Below are 14,874 nucleotides of genomic sequence, written 5' to 3'. Positions count from 1 at the left end.
ATTTAAGAAACAATTGTTAATAAACCTTAAACGAGAAACCGTAACTTGTATAACATTCTACAAATAACTACCTTAAGTTATTCACATAAACACACCGAAAACAAAATTATCAGATAATTGTAAAGTTAGAATAGAATTGAAATTAATCGAAAACTATATCGCCTCAAGCAGCGTAAGTTTACTTTACAAAAGATTTTCAAATTAGTATTTGAGTTATGAAAAGTATATTCATTATGACCCTAGTCCTTTTATCAGCAATTGGCGCAGATGCACAGTCTAAAAATTCACAAAAGGCCACATTTGGCATGGGATGTTTTTGGTGCTCCGAGGCCCTTTTTCAACGTTTAAATGGAGTTAAGGAGGTTAAATCAGGCTATGAGGGTGGCAATGTGGCTAATCCATCCTACGAAGATGTGTGTACCGGAACTACCGGTCATGCAGAAGTAATCGAGGTTACATATGATCCGGCAAAAATAAAATACGAAGAGCTTCTCGAAGTATTTTGGAAAAGCCATGATCCAACAACCTTAAATCGTCAGGGTGCAGATGTTGGTACCCAGTACCGTTCAGTCGTTTTCTATCATAACGAAGAGCAGAAACAGCTTGCCGAGAAATATAAAAAAGAACTGAATGACACCAAAGCATTTGATAAACCGGTAGTAACTGCTATAAACAAAGCATCTACATTTTATGTAGCAGAAGGATATCACCAAGACTACTTCAATAAAAATTCGAACAAACCTTATTGTCGCCTTGTGATTTTACCTAAAATGGAAAAACTTGAAAAGGTATTTAAAGCAAAGCTTAAACCCTAGAAGTAGCTATAGTAATAACCAAAGAGGCTTTTCAAAAAGGTGGTAATGACGGGTAACGACAATTATATAAGCGTTCGTCATTATTTATTTGATCGTCCTGTTATTTGATCGTCCTGTTATTTGATCGTTATCCTGAATTTATTTCAGGACCTCGCACTAGCATGGCTTCCTTTCTTTTGAGAGGTCCTGAAATAAATTCAGGATAACGAACGCTTATGACTCAAGATTATGACGGCCGCCCATAGCGAACACTTATAACGGCCGCTCATAACGAAAGCGCATAGCCACCCTACCTTTTTTGAACACCACCTTTTTCTTGGTTTAATATTTGATGCCCTCAATCAAAACAGATATCATTCCCTATGAAAAAACAATTCCTATCGATGGCAATAGCTTCAACACTACTATGGAGCTGCAGTAACAACAACAAATCACAAAAAAACACTGATGCATCCTTAATAGATACAGCAACAGCAAAAGATCCAAAAACAGTTGTGGATGCTCACAATGCCAAAACTTCTCTTGATTGGAATGGCACCTATAAAGGCATCACACCATGTGCAGACTGCGAAGGAATTGAAACAGAAGTAACACTAAACAAAGACATGACTTTTATAGTTAAAACAACATATAAAGGTAAAAGCGATAAAGTATTCGAAGAAAAAGGAAGCTTTAAATGGGACGCAACCGGGTCAAAAATTTCTCTTGAAGGCCTAAAAGACAGGCCAAGTCAGTTTTTCGTTGGAGAGAATACCCTAACCCAACTTGATCTTGAAGGAAATAGAATTACAGGAGCATTAGCCGAAAACTATATTCTCAAAAAATAGATGAGATTAAATAAGGCCATTCATAAAGTTATAAAAACACTTTCTGAATGGCCTCAATAATGTACTTATATTCCAATTTTAACGCCAACGTTCAATCCAAGTCCACCTATATTAATGTACGACCTCAAATCATCAGATGGTTTAGTAGAGTCATAATTGGCCTGTCCCTTAACGTTCATCGATGAATTTATAGTTTTGTGATAATTAACATCCCTATCCCCTTTGGGTTGATCATTAAGCGTAAGTTGTTTTGATCCTGCCGGAGTATTAGTTGCGTTCACAACCACAGTTGCTGTTCCATCATATTTCCTAAGCTCTTTATCTTTACCACCAACAGAAACATTTCGATATTCAATTTCAGAGAACAAGCTTATATTATTGCCAATCTTATAATCAAATCCTAAAGCACTCTGAAAACCGATAGTAGGTCTTGGGTTAATGCGCTCTTCCCTTGCCAAAACAAGAGTTGTGCGAGTGCCCGGAGGCGATACCGTTCCCTGCGAGGCCGCGATCTGCCCTGTTTTATCATCTACAGAAGTATTAATCTGCAAATATCCTCCAATAGGAACTATTACACCAATTTTACTATAGGGTTGTAACTTTCCTGCATTCGGAATTCGGAAAACCAATGCAGGCGCAACGTCAAACGCTTTCACCATTCCTACCGCATGCAGACTTAACACATTTGTACCGTTATTGATTACAGTCTGTTTCAGCATGTCTTGCTCTTCGCTCTTAAAATAATTCAGCCCTACTTCAACACCAATAATCTTGTTGAACTGATAACCGCCTATTAATCCCACCCTAAAGCCCTGTCCAAAGGAACCTGTCAATGCAGTTTCAGAAGTAGTCGTGGTAGCACTTGCACCAGTTCCGGTAATAGTTGTAGTTTTATCTCTTGCTAATTGGCCGTTTATTGCAGGAAATTCAACCGGAGTTACTTTCATAAAATAACTACCTGTTGGCTTAATGTAAAAGCCTTTTTCTTGTGCTAATGATGACAGAGAGGCAGTGGCTAATAATACTGCTGATAGAATTAACTTTTTCATATTGGTTAGATTTATTTATATGCATGCATAGCAATAAACGTATCAAACCCGAAAAAAGTTTGTTATCATTTAAAAGTCATAAGCTTTAGTTTTTTTTATTGTTCAACCTAACGTTACTACATTTGCTAACACTGTTATTTTTAAAGCTCCCGTTAGAGCTAAATATAAGTGCAAACAACAAGGAAATAAACTAAAGAATTTGAATATGAGCTTAATTGAAGCCTTAAACTGGCGATACGCCACAAAAAAAATGAATGGTGAAACAGTTTCACAAGATAAAGTTGATCAGATTTTAGCTGCTGCACACTTAGCGCCAACATCTTCAGGTTTACAACCATTTAAAATTATTGTAGTTACCAACCCAGAATTAAAAGAAAAAATTAAAGAAGTGGCTTACGGACAATCTCAAATTACTGATTGTTCTCACTTATTAATCTTTGCTGCATGGGATAATTATACAGAAGAACGCATCAAAGCGGTATTTAATCATACCAACAATGAGCGTGGATTACCTGAATCTGCAACAGCTGATTATGTAAATAGACTTATAGGTTTATATACTGCAAAAACTGAGGAAGAAAACTTCCATCACGCAGCAAAACAATCTTACATCGCTTTTGGTGTTGCTTTAACAGAGGCTGCCATTTTAAAAGTTGATGCTACTCCAATGGAAGGTTTCGATCCAGCAGGAGTTGATCAATTGTTAGGCTTAAGAGAACAAGGATTACGCAGTACTACATTACTTCCATTAGGATACAGAGATGCAAGTGGCGACTGGTTAGCAAACCTTAAAAAGGTACGTACACCTTTATCAGATTTTGTAATCGAGTTTAAATAAACCGGCCAGAAGGTTGAACTAAGTTCAACGTAACAAAAAAAATAAGAAGATCCTGAATTCATTTTCAGGGTCTTTTTTTGTATTAGAGCCCTTCCTGAGTCGCAATGATATGTCAAAATATGTTAAAGATGCGATCCAACTAACCTATTCAGTTCATAAATGAATATATTAGCGTGATTAACAGCATATATTCATTTTGATGAGATTCGTAAAATTTGTAATTGCCCTTATATTCATTTCAACTGCCGTGCAACTTTCTTCATATGCACAGCAAGACAGTATTGTTTTAGATAATATCATGAATAAATCCAAAAAACTCGCGGAAGAACGTCCGACGGAAAGGGTTTATGTGCATTTTGATAAACCTTACTATAGCGTAGCCGATACTATTTGGTTTAAAACATACTTAACAATGGAACAAAATCTTCCTTCCATTTTAAGCAAGGTAGTTTATGTTGATATTATAAATAATAGAGACTCTTTAGTTCAAACCGTAAAATTACCTGTTGTAAAGGGGATTGCTACCGGAAATATTCCACTTACCCCAGGCACATACAAACAAGGGAACTACTACATTAAAGCATATACTTTATGGATGCTAAACTTTGGAGAAGACTTTTTCTTTAGCAAAACCATTCCGATTGGCGAAGCGATAGATAAACAACTGATTACACATTTCAGCTATAAAACGAATCAAACAGATAAAAACCAGAGTATTGAGGCCATAGTTCAATTTAAGAACAGCGAAAATGTTGCACAGGCTAATAAAACCGTAAACTGGAAAGTTACCTCCAATTTTGACGTTGTAAGCAAAGGTAAAGGTACTACAGATCAGAATGGAATCTTAAAAATCAAGATTGACTCACGTAAAAACGAGCCAATTACAAACGGTGAACTTATAACCGATGTAACCTTAAGTGAAACGGATATAGTCACCTCAAACTTCAAACTTAAACCGGTTAAAAACACCAATGACATTCAATTCTTTCCAGAAGGTGGGGATTTAGTTAGTGGTGTAGCCACAAGAATCGGCTTTAAGGCAATAAATGGTGCAGGCTTAGGTATCGATGTAAAAGGTACAATTACTGATAACGGAGGGAATAAACTTACAGACTTTACATCTGCGCATCTGGGTATGGGCTCATTCTATTTAAATACAGAAAATACAAAAACATACACTGCTAACGTTACGTTTAAAGATGGTACTACCAAGAGTTTCGAATTGCCAAAATCAGTTCCATCCGGTATAACACTTCAAGTAACCAATACAGATCCATTAGCTATAGCGCTTAAAATATTTGCCAACGAGGAGTATTTTGCAGCTAACAAAGGAAAATCAGTATTTATTGTTGGTTCCAATGGCGGAATTGTTTATTACGCAGCTAAAACCAAGCTAAACGGCTTAGCTACAAATGCCAAAATCCCTAAAGACAAATTTCCTTCAGGTATCACGCAAATCACCCTATTCAACGAAGCAGGCGCCCCTGTAAGTGAAAGACTTGCATTCAATTATCCAAAAAGCACAGTAAACATAGCCTTAAAGACGGATCTACCTACTTACAAACCAAGACAAAAGGTAAAAATGACCGTAACGGCAAAGAACGGAACAACACCTATTGACGGAAGTTATTCTATCTCTGTTACTGATGATCAGAAAGTACCTGTAAACGAAGACAACGAGATTACCATATTAAGTTCCTTACTCCTTACATCTGAGTTGAAAGGTTATATTGAAAAACCTAATTACTATTTCAACAAACCTGACGAAAAGAAATCATCCGATCTGGATGTATTAATGCTTACCCAAGGTTACCGACGTTTTAATTTCAAAGACATCATGACGGGTCAGCTTACGCCACTAACCATGTTACCTGAACAAGACATGCGAATTTCAGGTACACTGAGAGATCGTACTGGTATGCCGGTAAGAAAAGGAGCATTAAGATTAACTGTTACCGGAAGTAAATATGCCGCAGAGGCATTAACAAATAACACAGGAGTATTTGTTTTCCCTAACCTTAACATTCCCGATTCATCAGAAGTAGTTATCAATGCTAAATACAGCGCCAATGGCTCTAACCTAATGATAATGCTTGATGGACAGGTAGCCGCCCCTATTTCCAAAAACCCTAAACAACTCGACGAAATAGTTAATATAGACAGTGCCCTTGCCCCTTATTTAAACAACAGTAAAAAACAATACAACTACCTGCGCACACTTAAAGAGGTAAAAATTGAGGGAGCTAAAGTAAAGAAACCTAGTCATGCCGATTATCCTTCACTATCCGGATTAAGCAATATCACAGGAACTACTATAGATGGAGATCGTTTTCAGGGATGTAATACATTCGCACTCTGCTTGCAAACTTTAGCTATGGGCTTAACCTATTTTGAGAATAACTTCTATGTAACCAGAGATTACAATCAGGGGAACAAAACACCTGTACAAATTTTCATTAACGGATCACCAAGTGATTACTTTGCATTAACTGCCATTCAATCTTCAGATGTAGAATCGGTTGAAGTATTCCCTAAAGATGAATTGGGAACCGTAAATAGATTGTACGGAACAAATGGTGTATTAGTTGTAAACTTGAAAAAAGCACCTAAGGGTACAAAAATGAGCTTAGCAGAATTTAAAAAGCTTATGCCTGAGGCAAACATTACAAAGTTTAGTCCTAAAGGATTCAGTACTCAAAGAGAATTCTATTCTCCTAAGTATGTAAATGCCGCCAGCACTTATAATTTTAATGACTTAAGAAGCACAATATATTGGAACCCTAAAGTAGTTCCAGATGCTACCGGAGCATTGTCTTTAGAATATTATAATGGAGATGGTAATGGTACATATAGAGCGGTAATAGAAGGGGTAGACAAAGATGGAAATGTATCCCGCTCAGTCTACCGCTATACTGTTAAATAATCGGTTATTCCCCGTTATTTTCAGTCTCTTCATGCTCGCATTTAATTCCGGCATCGGTCATTTTCCATGCCGTGAATTCACTATTTGAATCGTGATTACAATCCCAATAGCCGTAGCCATCTAAGTATCTGCTAAAGTCTTTGCTTATGTTAAGTTTAGTCCCAACAGGTACTTTTAATGTTAAATCAACTTCCTGACCGCGCCAGTTGCCCGTTTTGGCAAATTGCAGCATCGGACTAAATGTTAATAGTGAATCATGCTGTAAGAAATCATAATGAATATTCTGAGCGTTCTTTAATGCTACTTCAAAAGTTTTACCTCTTGCTTTATAGTACTGACTTAAAGAGACTTTTCCGTTTTCACTTTTCTCAATATTCAACCTGATGTTTCTAGGGGCATCAAAATTATGGTCAAGATCAGTTAAGATTCTGCGTCCATTATAATTTCCAGGATCAATACTATAGCGCAAGCTATCCTCTTTTGTAAAAAACCTGGTTCTGTCAATATTCAAAGTATAAGTCTGAAATGCTTTAACATCATTCACCTGAGTAAATTCGGCTCCCTCTTTAAATTCAGAACCTATTTTTACCACATAAAATGTAGTTACAGCCACACCTGCAAGCCAAATAATCAACAATCCAAATGAAAGCGACTTATTCATTGGTCTGCTATTAAATGCTACTCTAATTGAAAAAAGAACTAGAGCCAAAACAGGAATTACACAAACTACAAATGCTGCAAACACTGATACAGTTATATATTCTTGATTAATGATGCTAAGAGGGAACATCTGATAAATATTCGAGTCCCATATCCCAAGCAATGCAGCAAGTATTACTATTAGAGATAAAATAGCTATTCCTCCAAAAGCAATGATACCGGCAGCAATAATTTTGAAAATAACCTTTCCCGTTCCATTTATAAAATTGCCCAATACATCCAAAAATTCAGCGATAAAACCTCTCGAATGATGAACCAATGGTTGCAAATAACTATTGGCAAATCCGCGTAAATTTGCTTCTTCACCCCTCATCGTCATCTTCTCAGCTTTCGTTACCGCTCTTGGAATCATGATCCATAACACTACATAAGCTAATATACCAGACCCACCCAGAAAAATAGTAGCAATAGCAATCAGCCTTACCAAGCGAGATTCTACATCCAGATAATGAGCTAAGCCAGAGCATACACCGGCTATCATTGCCTGATCTGTATCTCTGTAGAGTTTTTTTACACTAAACTGTGGAGGAGCAATATATTCTTCTGTTTCATCTTCTTCAGATGATTCAAAGTCCTTTACCGATCCCATCTGAGCAATAACAGATTGAACGTCCTGAATATTAATCACCTGCTTTTGCTGGTTGTTTAACATTTCGCCAAACATCTCTGCAATTCTGTTCTCTATGTCGGTTACAATTTCGAAATCATCTGCGCTTTTTGCAAAATGCTGTTTTACTTCATTTAAGTAAATTGTCAGCATTTCATAGGCATCCTCTTCTATATGAATAATGGAATTGCCAATATTTATGTTGAGTGTCTTCTTCATTACTTGTTAAGATTTATTTGGTCGTTGGTTTCATTATCGGCAACTTTCTTTGAAGTATTTATAGCATAGGCAAGCTCCTGCCATGTAGAGTCTAGCTGCCCTAATATTGATTTACCCTTTTCAGTAAGTAAATAATACTTTCTGGGCGGCCCAGATGTAGACTCAACCCAGTTATAGCTCAATAGTCCGTTGTTCTTTAAGCGGGTAAGCAAAGGATACAAAGTGCCCTCCACCACAAGCAACCTTGCCGATTTCAATTCGGCTATAATATCCGAAGCGTAAATTTCACCTCTGGATATGATAAGAAGCACACAATATTCCAGTATGCCCTTTCGCATTTGCGTTTGCGTATTTTCTGCTATCATAATACAAAGTTATATGTTTTGTATAGTAATATGCAATACATAGTACTATAAATAATCAAACTTTCATCACAATAACCTGATATACAGCATAATAATTTTAATCAAAAAATCTAATGCTACCTTAAAAACCAAAAATTTGGTTAGAAATGTTAACGAAAAATCATAATTATCAACATTTTAGCGGACAAACATAAGTTTGGCTCACAGTTTGCATTAATCAAATGCATCTACCTGAAAACCATCTACCTATGTTAACTAAAACTCACTCCTTCATTAATTTTTTCGCCAGGCGAAAAGAGGAGGAAATACACAAAGAATTAACGAGAAAACAATGGATTACCGCTGATCGTATAGTAATGATCCTCCTGTTTATAAGTGTAATTGTTGGAGCGATTATTTTCTCCTGATTTAGAGCAGAAGCGTATCTATTCTGTGGGCCTGTACCCTATCCTGATATTCAGACCAGGTATAAATCGTAAAATGGCCATCCTGAGAGGCAACTAAAGCTGTAGCATCTCTCTGATCATGAACAAATTGAGCAGCCGAAAGGTGCCTTGTTCCACCAACTTTAGACGGATGCATTACGATTGCATCACCACCTGTTATCGGCTCTGAAAAGGAAATTTCATCAACGTTATCCTTACCTTTTGCCCGTCCTATTTTTGCTCCAAAAGCCAACAATTCGTACTGACTACTGATAACCGTTGCCCCATCAACAGCAGTTAAACCTGCCAGATGCTCAACTTCTCTTTTTAAAGCAGTTTGCCAGAAAATCTGACTAGCTTCTTTACGATCTTGTTGCAACAATTTAGACAAACCCGAAAAAGATGGCTGCACATAATATTGAATAGGCTTTATAATAGATTGCAACCAATTGCTTGTTTCATTAGGCACAACCAGTAAAGTTCCCCCTCTTCCATGAGCCCTCATAGAAACGGCCAATTGAATAAGCACATTTACAGAATCGTTCCAATAAGAAGGAGCAGTAAGATCTAGCAATGATAAAAGCATCGGCGGACAATCGGGTACGCTCGTACTCATTCCATCAACCATTTTTACCTGATCACCTTTAAGAACAGCGATGTTAGTGAATTTACCGAAACCATAAATTCTTCTATGCTTTATTACCAGCAAAGCCGGTTCAGAAACATCAAGTACAAAACAAAAATTTGGAATGCTAACTGTGGTTCCCCAAATGTAAAGCGCACCATCTTCTTCCCAAACGCCAAGGTGTATACCTGCCCGTTCAACACCCGGTGCCAATTTGGTTAATGTGCCTGGATTTAAGGGTAATCTATTCTTAAATAACAGTGGATTTCCTGCCTGTTGAGGTGGTAAAAACGCGAGCGATATTTTTGGAGAATGCCCTTCCTCTTTACGTAAACTAGCCCAAAAAGTAGCATCAATTATAGCCTCTACAATGCGTGCAGTAGGCAAAGGGGCCAGATCATCCTCTCCGCTATCTCTGGCAGCTGCAAGGTGCGCGGCAAAAATAGCCTCAACTTTAGGGGCAATAATCCTTGCTGCCTGATAGGTAGATTGGTAGATCATGCCCTAAAGTTAACGTATTGAATTTAAAAGTTACAATTTGATATTTATTATCTTTATTTCCTCCACAAAGCGATAAGTTTGTACGATGCTATCTTATACAGAAGAAAACTATTTAAAGGCTTTATTAAAACTGAGCTTTCAAAACGATGAAAAACCCGAGGCAGGCACCAATGAAATGGCAGCCCTTTTGGGTGTTAAGCCTGCTACAGCAACAGACATGTTAAAAAAGCTGAAGGAGAAAGATTTGGTTACCTATAAAAAGTATGGCAAAATATTACTTACAGATAGCGGTAGAAAAAATGCCATCGCTATTTTAAGAAAACACAGGCTTTGGGAAACTTTTCTATATGAAAAGCTTGATTTTAGCTGGGATGAAGTTCATGAAGTTGCCGAACAGTTAGAACATATACAATCAGCCAAATTGGTAAACAAGCTTGATGAGTTCCTTAACTTTCCTGAATTTGATCCGCATGGCGACCCAATTCCAAAAGCAAATGGCGATATGCCGGCCATTGCAAAAACACTGTTATCAGAATTAAAAGCCGGTCAAAACTGCAAAGTGGCCGCAGTTAAAGATACATCTACTTTATTTCTTCAATATCTCGAAAAATTAAAGATTACCATTGGCACTAAAATAAAAGTGCTTGAAGTAATTGCTTTTGATGGTTCATTAAACGTTCAAATTGAGAACGATGAACCCAGAAGTGTATCAATGAAATTTGCAGATAGTTTATTTATTAACCAACTTCCATAATACCCATATATGTCAACCGAAATAAAATGTCCTAACTGCGCACATACTTTCCCTATTGAAGAGGTAATGGCTGAACAATATAAGAAGGAGCTTAGAGAGAAGATGGTTTCCTTTACCAAACAAAAGGAAGAGGACTTTGCAAAAAAACAAAACGAATTTCTAACTCAGCAGAAACAACAGGAGCTTGCCTTTGAAGAACAACAAAAAAAGCAAGCCCAGATCTATGAAGAGAAATTAATTGAAGAAAAGAAACAACTTCAAACTGCCTTGGAAGAAAGCTTGCGCAAAAGCATCGCTACAGATTTCGAGAACAAACTACAAATGCTCGGCAATGCCAATAAAGAAAGCGAAGAGAAGCTAAAGTCTGCCCGCGCCAAAGAGCTCGAATTCCTAAAAAAGGAAGAAGCCATGAGGCAAAAGGAAGAAGAAATGGAGCTTCAATTGCAACGTAAGCTACAAGAGCAGCGTGCTGATATGACCGACCAAATCAGAAAGCAAGAAGCAGAAAAAAACAGCATAAAAGAAACTGAACATCAGTTAAGGGTAAAAGAACTGGAAAAACAGCTCGACGATCAGAAAAAGCTAGCCGAAGAGATGAAGCGTAAAGCTGAGCAAGGCTCCATGCAATTGCAGGGTGAGGTACAAGAGTTAATCCTGGAAGAATTACTTAGAAACGCCTTCCCTTTCGACCTGATTTCTGAAGTTGGTAAAGGTGTTAGAGGTGCAGATTGTGTACACCACGTTAGAAACCAATTTGGGCAAGAATGCGGTAAAATCATCTATGAAAGCAAGCGCACCAAAGATTTCTCAATGGAGTGGATTGAGAAATTAAAAAAGGATATGCGCAGCATGGGTGTTGATGTTGCCGTTATTGTAACCCAGGCCTATCCAAAAGGAATGGATTGCTTTGGCGAAAAAGATGGCGTTTGGATTTGCTCATTTGATGAGGTAAAAGCAGTCTCTTACATCCTTAGAGATGGCATAGTGAAGCTTTTCACTGCTTCAAAATCTCAAGAAAACCGTGGCGATAAAATGCACATGCTTTATGACTATTTAACCAGCAACGAGTTCTCTGAGCAATGGAAAGCCATTAGAGAAGGTTTTATGAGTATGAAACTATCTATTCAAAAAGAACGTGATGCCATGGAAAAACTATGGAAAGCAAGGGAAAAACAGCTTGAAAAAGTATTACTGAATGCGGCACACATCAGAGGCTCTATTGAAGGTATTGCAGGAACAGACAGCATCCAACTGAGCCTTACAGATGACGAAGACGACGCCTTATTGTTAGAATAAAACTGGCTTATGATATACGCAAAAAAGAAAGTACAGCATACCGCACATTTGGCCGCTCAAACGGCCAAAATTATTGCCAATGTTAAAGAACTTCAGGAAAAGAACCTCTTAAGAATTGAAGAAAACGAAGTCCACGTATACCCCGAAATTTGGAAAGACAAGGCCACAGCCCTAAACTGGATTAAATGCCTCCATTTATATTGTATGCTAAAATTGCGATTTAAAGAAAGTGATTCGCTTCTCTTTAAAAATTATACTACCGGAGAACAAATTGGAGCTTATAAAAACAAAAAGGCTAGCGTTTCTATTTTCCCTTAAACCTGCTGGCCCCACCTGGTTTTAACCCAGTTATCCTGTTTCTGCAAGTCCATAAATGTCCATGCTACAAAACGACTAATCTTTTGTCCTTGTGCCATTTCTACAGTTCTAACTTCCGCAACCTTAGCGTATTGAAGCATTTTATGAATAAACGGTAAATTACTGCTCTTCGAAACTAAAGTCGAAAACCAAAGGCATTGATTTGCAAAAGCAGCACTTTCTTCGATCATATTTCTAATAAAACCAACCTCACCACCTTCGTACCAAAGCTCTGTATTTTGTCCGCCAAAATTTAGTGTTACACCCTTTCCCTTTTGCTTGCCCAGGTTGTGCAATTTCCTTTTCGTACCCGCCTGCGCCTCCTCTGCCGAAGAATGGAAAGGTGGATTGCACATACTAAAATCAAACAAATCACCGGGCTTAATAATCCCTTTAAAAATATGGTGCTTATTACTTTGAGGCCTGCAAACCACAGCATTTGCCAACTCCGGATTAGCTGATATAATCGCTTTTGCAGCTCTAATGGCTCCAGAATCAATTTCAGAGCCAACAAAACTCCACCCATACTCCTGATGCCCCACAATCGGATAAACACAATTGGCGCCTATCCCAACATCTAAACCACGTATAGATTTTCGCGTAGGCACAACCCCATTGTTAACAGAAGCAAGCAAATCTGCCAGATAGTGAACATAATCTGCCCTCCCTGGTATAGGCGGACAAAGATAGCCCGCAGGAATATCCCAATAAGAAATGTCATAAAAATGCTTAAGAAGCGCTTTATTAAGGCTCTTAACCGATTCCGGATCAGAAAAATCTATAGATTGATCTCCATACGAATTAACTGCAACGTAGTTTTTAAGCTCTGGATGACTCTTAATCAATTCAGGGAAATCGTACCTAAAGCGATGCTTATTTCTTGGATGTAAGGATGTTTTTTCTGTAGACATTAGTATAAAAATTACCCAAAGTTAAGCGTTCTAGCTAAACAATTGGATATATAAGAAAGCATACCGTACTTTGCGTCTATAATTTCTCAATTTTGAAGATACTATGCTAAAGTTTATAAAAGGATTTGGGTACGCGTTTTCGGGTGTTGCTTATGCCTTTAAAACACAGCTCAATTTTAAGTTTCATGTTGTTGCCCTGTTATTGACTGCCCTGGCCGGATGGTACTTTAAATTATCTGTAAATGAATGGCTTTGGATAGTTATTGCCGCGGCCATTGTATTGATAACTGAACTGATAAATACCGCTATTGAGGTACTTGTCGACTTGGTTTCGCCAGAATATAACCCTAAAGCCAAAATAATTAAAGATGTTGCCGCAGCGAGTGTACTAATAGCAGCAATTGGGGCTGCAATAATTGGCCTTATTATTTTCATTCCTAAAATTTATTAGGTCATGTTGCACAAAACAAGAGGTATTGTTTTAAAAACCACGCTTTACAGCGAAAGCAGTGTGGTGGTGCAGATTTTTACCGAAAAGTTCGGAATCCAGTCGTACATGATTAATGGCGTTAAAAAGCCAAGGGCCAAAATCAGGATGAATATGCTGCAGCCTTTACATCTTGTTGATATGGTAGTGTACCATAAGGCCAACACTGGCATTCAACGTGTTTCTGAGCTCAGACCCTCTCCTATTTTTAGCAGCATCCCGTACGACATTATAAAAAGTACAATGGCCATTTTCATTAATGAAGTATTGTACAAAAGCATAAGACAACAAATGGCAGATGACCATCTGTTTGATTTCATTTTTAATTCCATTTGCTGGTTGGACGAGAGTAATGAACAAAACGTGAATTTCCACCTCGCTTTTCTGCTAAAACTATCAAGGTATTTAGGCTTTGCACCCAGTATGCAAACAAAAAGTGACCAAAGTTACTTCGATTTACAGGAAGGTGAATTCAAGTCGATGCTCCCTGTACATGCCCACTATTTAGAAAAAACAGATGCGATTCTCTTCATTTCTCTATTTGCTTCGCCTTTTGAAAAAATAAATGAAATAAAATTAGAAAATAAAACCCGCAGAGCCATTTTAGATAAAATACTGATTTACTACACTTTACATACAGCTTCTTTTGGAGATATTCGTTCGCATCAAGTTTTAGAAGATATACTTGCGTAAAATCTCACAAAAGTTTTGGAGTTTTAAATTAGAGGTGTATATTTGCACTCCCTAACAATTAGGGCACAATACAGCTAACTCGGCTGGCCTTATAGCAAAAGAGTAGAACCAAAGGGGAGATTAGCTCAGCTGGTTCAGAGCACCTGCCTTACAAGCAGGGGGTCACTGGTTCGAACCCAGTATCTCCCACCAAAACCTAACGAGGATTCGAAGGTTAATGACAACAGCTTACTCAGCTGGTCTTTTCAAACAAAAGAGTAGAACCAAGGGGAGATTAGCTCAGCTGGTTCAGAGCACCTGCCTTACAAGCAGGGGGTCACTGGTTCGAACCCAGTATCTCCCACCAATTAAAAAACCTTTAGAATATTCTAAAGGTTTTTTTGCTTTAAAAGCAATTCGAAGCACCACACTCTTAGAACCACTTGTACTCACTCCAGAATCAGTTAACGCTGATTCCACGGA

14 protein-coding genes and 2 tRNA genes are annotated in these 14,874 nt (G+C 37.7%); 11 read left to right on the top strand and 5 right to left on the bottom strand.

Annotated features, from left to right (window positions below):
* The first annotated feature begins 215 nt into the window (after positions 1-215).
* Complete coding sequence (msrA, locus tag HQN83_RS09340) at positions 216-815, top strand: peptide-methionine (S)-S-oxide reductase MsrA (protein WP_173090060.1); 600 nt, start codon at positions 216-218, stop codon at positions 813-815.
* 362 nt (positions 816-1,177) lie between these two features.
* A complete protein-coding gene (locus tag HQN83_RS09335) occupies positions 1,178-1,642 on the top strand; it encodes a copper resistance protein NlpE (RefSeq protein ID WP_173090059.1) in 465 nt (154 codons plus the stop codon).
* A 65-nt stretch (positions 1,643-1,707) separates the two neighbouring features.
* Here HQN83_RS09335 and HQN83_RS09330 read toward each other — a convergent pair whose 3' ends face one another.
* Positions 1,708-2,691 (bottom strand): outer membrane beta-barrel protein, encoded by a 984-nt coding sequence (locus HQN83_RS09330; RefSeq protein ID WP_173090058.1) that lies wholly within the window; start codon positions 2,689-2,691, stop codon positions 1,708-1,710.
* 205 nt (positions 2,692-2,896) lie between these two features.
* On the opposite strand from HQN83_RS09330, the gene HQN83_RS09325 reads away from it, so the two are divergent.
* The gene (locus HQN83_RS09325) at positions 2,897-3,529 is read left to right on the top strand and encodes an NAD(P)H-dependent oxidoreductase (protein WP_173090057.1); all 633 of its coding nucleotides are present in this window, start codon (positions 2,897-2,899) and stop codon (positions 3,527-3,529) included.
* A 199-nt stretch (positions 3,530-3,728) separates the two neighbouring features.
* Entirely contained in the window at positions 3,729-6,452 is a 2,724-nt protein-coding gene (locus tag HQN83_RS09320; RefSeq protein ID WP_173090056.1) for a carboxypeptidase-like regulatory domain-containing protein, read from the top strand.
* Between the two features lie 4 nt (positions 6,453-6,456).
* Here HQN83_RS09320 and HQN83_RS09315 read toward each other — a convergent pair whose 3' ends face one another.
* From HQN83_RS09315 to HQN83_RS09305, 3 genes are all read right to left on the bottom strand, one after another.
* Positions 6,457-7,998: a PspC domain-containing protein gene (locus HQN83_RS09315; RefSeq protein WP_173090055.1), complete on the bottom strand. Its 1,542-nt coding sequence runs from the start codon at positions 7,996-7,998 to the stop codon at positions 6,457-6,459.
* The gene (locus HQN83_RS09310; RefSeq protein ID WP_173090054.1) at positions 7,998-8,363 is read right to left on the bottom strand and encodes a PadR family transcriptional regulator; all 366 of its coding nucleotides are present in this window, start codon (positions 8,361-8,363) and stop codon (positions 7,998-8,000) included. The genes HQN83_RS09315 and HQN83_RS09310 overlap by 1 nt, the downstream gene beginning before the upstream one ends.
* A gap of 408 nt (positions 8,364-8,771) precedes the next feature.
* Positions 8,772-9,914 carry a putative sensor domain DACNV-containing protein gene (locus tag HQN83_RS09305; protein WP_173090053.1) on the bottom strand — a complete coding sequence of 381 codons (1,143 nt, stop codon included), beginning with the start codon at positions 9,912-9,914 and terminating at the stop codon, positions 8,772-8,774.
* Between the two features lie 85 nt (positions 9,915-9,999).
* Here HQN83_RS09305 and HQN83_RS09300 point away from each other — a divergent pair, with 85 nt between their 5' ends.
* Genes HQN83_RS09300 through HQN83_RS09290 form a run of 3 tightly spaced genes read left to right on the top strand, consistent with a single transcriptional unit; the run spans position 10,000 to position 12,282 of the window.
* The gene (locus tag HQN83_RS09300; protein ID WP_173090052.1) at positions 10,000-10,668 is read left to right on the top strand and encodes a metal-dependent transcriptional regulator; all 669 of its coding nucleotides are present in this window, start codon (positions 10,000-10,002) and stop codon (positions 10,666-10,668) included.
* A gap of 9 nt (positions 10,669-10,677) precedes the next feature.
* Complete coding sequence (locus HQN83_RS09295; protein ID WP_173090051.1) at positions 10,678-11,964, top strand: DUF2130 domain-containing protein; 1,287 nt, start codon at positions 10,678-10,680, stop codon at positions 11,962-11,964.
* A gap of 9 nt (positions 11,965-11,973) precedes the next feature.
* Entirely contained in the window at positions 11,974-12,282 is a 309-nt protein-coding gene (locus tag HQN83_RS09290) for a hypothetical protein (protein ID WP_173090050.1), read from the top strand.
* Here HQN83_RS09290 and rlmF read toward each other — a convergent pair.
* Positions 12,279-13,232 carry a 23S rRNA (adenine(1618)-N(6))-methyltransferase RlmF gene (gene rlmF, locus HQN83_RS09285; protein WP_173090049.1) on the bottom strand — a complete coding sequence of 318 codons (954 nt, stop codon included), beginning with the start codon at positions 13,230-13,232 and terminating at the stop codon, positions 12,279-12,281. The genes HQN83_RS09290 and rlmF overlap by 4 nt on opposite strands.
* A gap of 103 nt (positions 13,233-13,335) precedes the next feature.
* On the opposite strand from rlmF, the gene HQN83_RS09280 reads away from it, so the two are divergent.
* From HQN83_RS09280 to HQN83_RS09265, 4 genes are all read left to right on the top strand, one after another.
* The gene (locus HQN83_RS09280) at positions 13,336-13,683 is read left to right on the top strand and encodes a diacylglycerol kinase family protein (protein WP_173090048.1); all 348 of its coding nucleotides are present in this window, start codon (positions 13,336-13,338) and stop codon (positions 13,681-13,683) included.
* Between the two features lie 3 nt (positions 13,684-13,686).
* Positions 13,687-14,412, top strand: a complete 726-nt coding sequence (gene recO, locus HQN83_RS09275) for a DNA repair protein RecO (protein WP_173090047.1) — start codon at positions 13,687-13,689, stop codon at positions 14,410-14,412.
* Between the two features lie 114 nt (positions 14,413-14,526).
* Positions 14,527-14,604 (top strand) — tRNA-Val (locus HQN83_RS09270).
* Positions 14,605-14,680: 76 nt separating this feature from the next.
* A tRNA-Val gene (locus HQN83_RS09265) sits at positions 14,681-14,758 on the top strand.
* Positions 14,759-14,874 lie beyond the last annotated feature (116 nt).

It is taken from the genome of Pedobacter foliorum, assembly GCF_013266735.1.
GTDB classification, from domain to species: Bacteria; Bacteroidota; Bacteroidia; order Sphingobacteriales; family Sphingobacteriaceae; genus Pedobacter; species Pedobacter foliorum.
Note: the sequence above shows the minus strand (reverse complement) of the source record. Positions and strands in the feature narration are given on the sequence as shown.

What these genes read in the sequence shown, in the direction of transcription:
- msrA (WP_173090060.1), top strand. Translation starts at nt 216, where the DNA reads ATGAAAAGTATATTCATTATGACCCTAGTCCTTTTATCAGCAATTGGC.
- HQN83_RS09335 (WP_173090059.1), top strand. Translation starts at nt 1,178, where the DNA reads ATGAAAAAACAATTCCTATCGATGGCAATAGCTTCAACACTACTATGG.
- HQN83_RS09330 (WP_173090058.1), bottom strand. Translation starts at nt 2,691, where the DNA reads ATGAAAAAGTTAATTCTATCAGCAGTATTATTAGCCACTGCCTCTCTG.
- HQN83_RS09325 (WP_173090057.1), top strand. Translation starts at nt 2,897, where the DNA reads ATGAGCTTAATTGAAGCCTTAAACTGGCGATACGCCACAAAAAAAATG.
- HQN83_RS09320 (WP_173090056.1), top strand. Translation starts at nt 3,729, where the DNA reads ATGAGATTCGTAAAATTTGTAATTGCCCTTATATTCATTTCAACTGCC.
- HQN83_RS09315 (WP_173090055.1), bottom strand. Translation starts at nt 7,998, where the DNA reads ATGAAGAAGACACTCAACATAAATATTGGCAATTCCATTATTCATATA.
- HQN83_RS09310 (WP_173090054.1), bottom strand. Translation starts at nt 8,363, where the DNA reads ATGATAGCAGAAAATACGCAAACGCAAATGCGAAAGGGCATACTGGAA.
- HQN83_RS09305 (WP_173090053.1), bottom strand. Translation starts at nt 9,914, where the DNA reads ATGATCTACCAATCTACCTATCAGGCAGCAAGGATTATTGCCCCTAAA.
- HQN83_RS09300 (WP_173090052.1), top strand. Translation starts at nt 10,000, where the DNA reads ATGCTATCTTATACAGAAGAAAACTATTTAAAGGCTTTATTAAAACTG.
- HQN83_RS09295 (WP_173090051.1), top strand. Translation starts at nt 10,678, where the DNA reads ATGTCAACCGAAATAAAATGTCCTAACTGCGCACATACTTTCCCTATT.
- HQN83_RS09290 (WP_173090050.1), top strand. Translation starts at nt 11,974, where the DNA reads ATGATATACGCAAAAAAGAAAGTACAGCATACCGCACATTTGGCCGCT.
- rlmF (WP_173090049.1), bottom strand. Translation starts at nt 13,232, where the DNA reads ATGTCTACAGAAAAAACATCCTTACATCCAAGAAATAAGCATCGCTTT.
- HQN83_RS09280 (WP_173090048.1), top strand. Translation starts at nt 13,336, where the DNA reads ATGCTAAAGTTTATAAAAGGATTTGGGTACGCGTTTTCGGGTGTTGCT.
- recO (WP_173090047.1), top strand. Translation starts at nt 13,687, where the DNA reads ATGTTGCACAAAACAAGAGGTATTGTTTTAAAAACCACGCTTTACAGC.